The following is a 976-nucleotide window of genomic DNA, read 5'->3' on the forward strand; positions in this document are numbered from 1 at the left end:
GAAAAATTCAATGCAAAAAAATTTAAGGTAAGGGTTGATGGTACTCGGATAGCAAATTATGTTATCAGAGTTGTTACACCAATTTTAGTTGAGGATGGAGAGAGTCTTTATTACGTCACACCTTTTAAAGGAATTTCATTGGAAAGTTGTTATTATAGTAATGCGAAATTTCCTCATGACAACTGTTTTTCAATATCAGTATTATACGGTTTGTTAAAAATTTTTATTGCTAATGGGGTATATTATTATGATTTTTTACCAAGAAACATAATTATTAGCGATAATGTAATATTTTTAATTGATTTTGAAAATGTTATTTTTCAAGATAAGGTATTTTTTGATATAAGATGGCATACAAATTTCCAATTAAACTGGTCATATATTTTTGAAAAGTCGTTATTAGAAAAAGAATCTAGCAAATTGTTAATAATGAATCCTGCGGTTAACAATTACCCCTTATCTAAGTTCGAACAAACTTTCAAGAATATTGTTGAAGTTAGTGGTGATGAGACAACTGTTAGAAAGTTAATTTTAAAGACGGTTCTTGTTTCTGAAAAGAGTTATACTCGTTATAATAATTCTGAGTATATTCATTATACACTAATATTTTCATTGACACAAAAATCTCATTAAGATTTTCAACCAAAGATTCTCTTTTTCTAAATAGTATACACTCATTTATACGTTTAGCAAAATATCCAAACACATCCTCGCTCTTCAATCTGATTAGATAAAATAAAATATCAGAAAAGACATCCGTTCTAGTTCCCAAGACATCAGATATGAAATGACACAAATCTATAGGAACAAGCTCAGAATCATTATAACGAGTATAACTCTTTTCAGAAACAAGAACCGTCTTTAAAATTAACTTTCTAACAGTTGTCTCATCACCACTAACTTCAACAATATTYTTGAAAGTTTGTTCGAACTTAGATAAGGGGTAATTGTTAACCGCAGGATTCATTATTAACAA

At 28.3% G+C, this 976-nt stretch carries 1 protein-coding gene; it reads left to right on the forward strand.

All coding sequences use genetic code 11. The features are described 5' to 3' along the window. The coding region (locus tag K4H96_RS00125) for a BUD32 family EKC/KEOPS complex subunit (RefSeq protein ID WP_227956294.1) at positions 1 to 633 on the forward strand (633 nt) is incomplete at its 5' end. Positions 634 to 976 lie beyond the last annotated feature (343 nt).

The organism is Streptococcus sanguinis, from assembly GCF_020729765.1.
Classification (GTDB): Bacteria; Bacillota; Bacilli; order Lactobacillales; family Streptococcaceae; genus Streptococcus; species Streptococcus sanguinis_Q.